The sequence below is a fragment of the Vibrio sp. YT-19(2023) genome, from assembly GCF_033337395.1.
In genome coordinates this window covers 1-570 of sequence record NZ_JAWOQN010000880.1, presented here as the reverse complement: position 1 = coordinate 570, position 570 = coordinate 1, and the positions used below count along the sequence as shown (strand labels likewise).

The 570-nt window shown below is 45.4% G+C and carries 1 pseudogene; it reads right to left on the bottom strand.

Features of this window, described 5'->3' with window-relative positions:
• Positions 1-570 (bottom strand): annotated as a pseudogene (locus R7E78_RS28965) (transporter substrate-binding domain-containing protein); the annotation flags it as partial.

Here is a 570-nt window from a genome sequence, read left to right as displayed (position 1 = left end):
CCACAATTTTGTCAACGCCCAACATCGCGATCGCGCGGCTAAAATATGGCGCTAACATTGCACCGCGTTCATTCGCGACGAGGCCGATAGACAACTGCGAACTGTAAAACTCCCCTATCGCGGTATCTTGTTCGATGGGCACAAGCTCGCTCAAACGAAGGAAATGGTTGAGCATTGCCGTATCCATCGGGATGTAATCCACCTCCCCTTTAAGCAATGCTTCAATAAGATCGTGCTGCGTGTTAAAACGCTCAAGCTCTTTCAACGGTAAAAGCTGAGTCATCATTTGATCGAAGAAATCGTCTTTGACTACACCGATTCTTTCAGAGATCAATTGTGACACATGGGAATAGGTGTTTGGCTTGTAACCCAATCGCTTGACCATCACTGAAGCTGGTGAATAGTGCGGTCTTGGGAAATAGCTGAATTCATGCCGTTCTCTGCTCACCGTTAATGGTGCCAAAATATCAAATTCACCTTTCATAAACTGGCGATACATCGACTCCCAACTTTCGTTAGGCTCACTGATGATCACACAGTTTAAATCCAGAATTTCACAGCTTTGTAGAA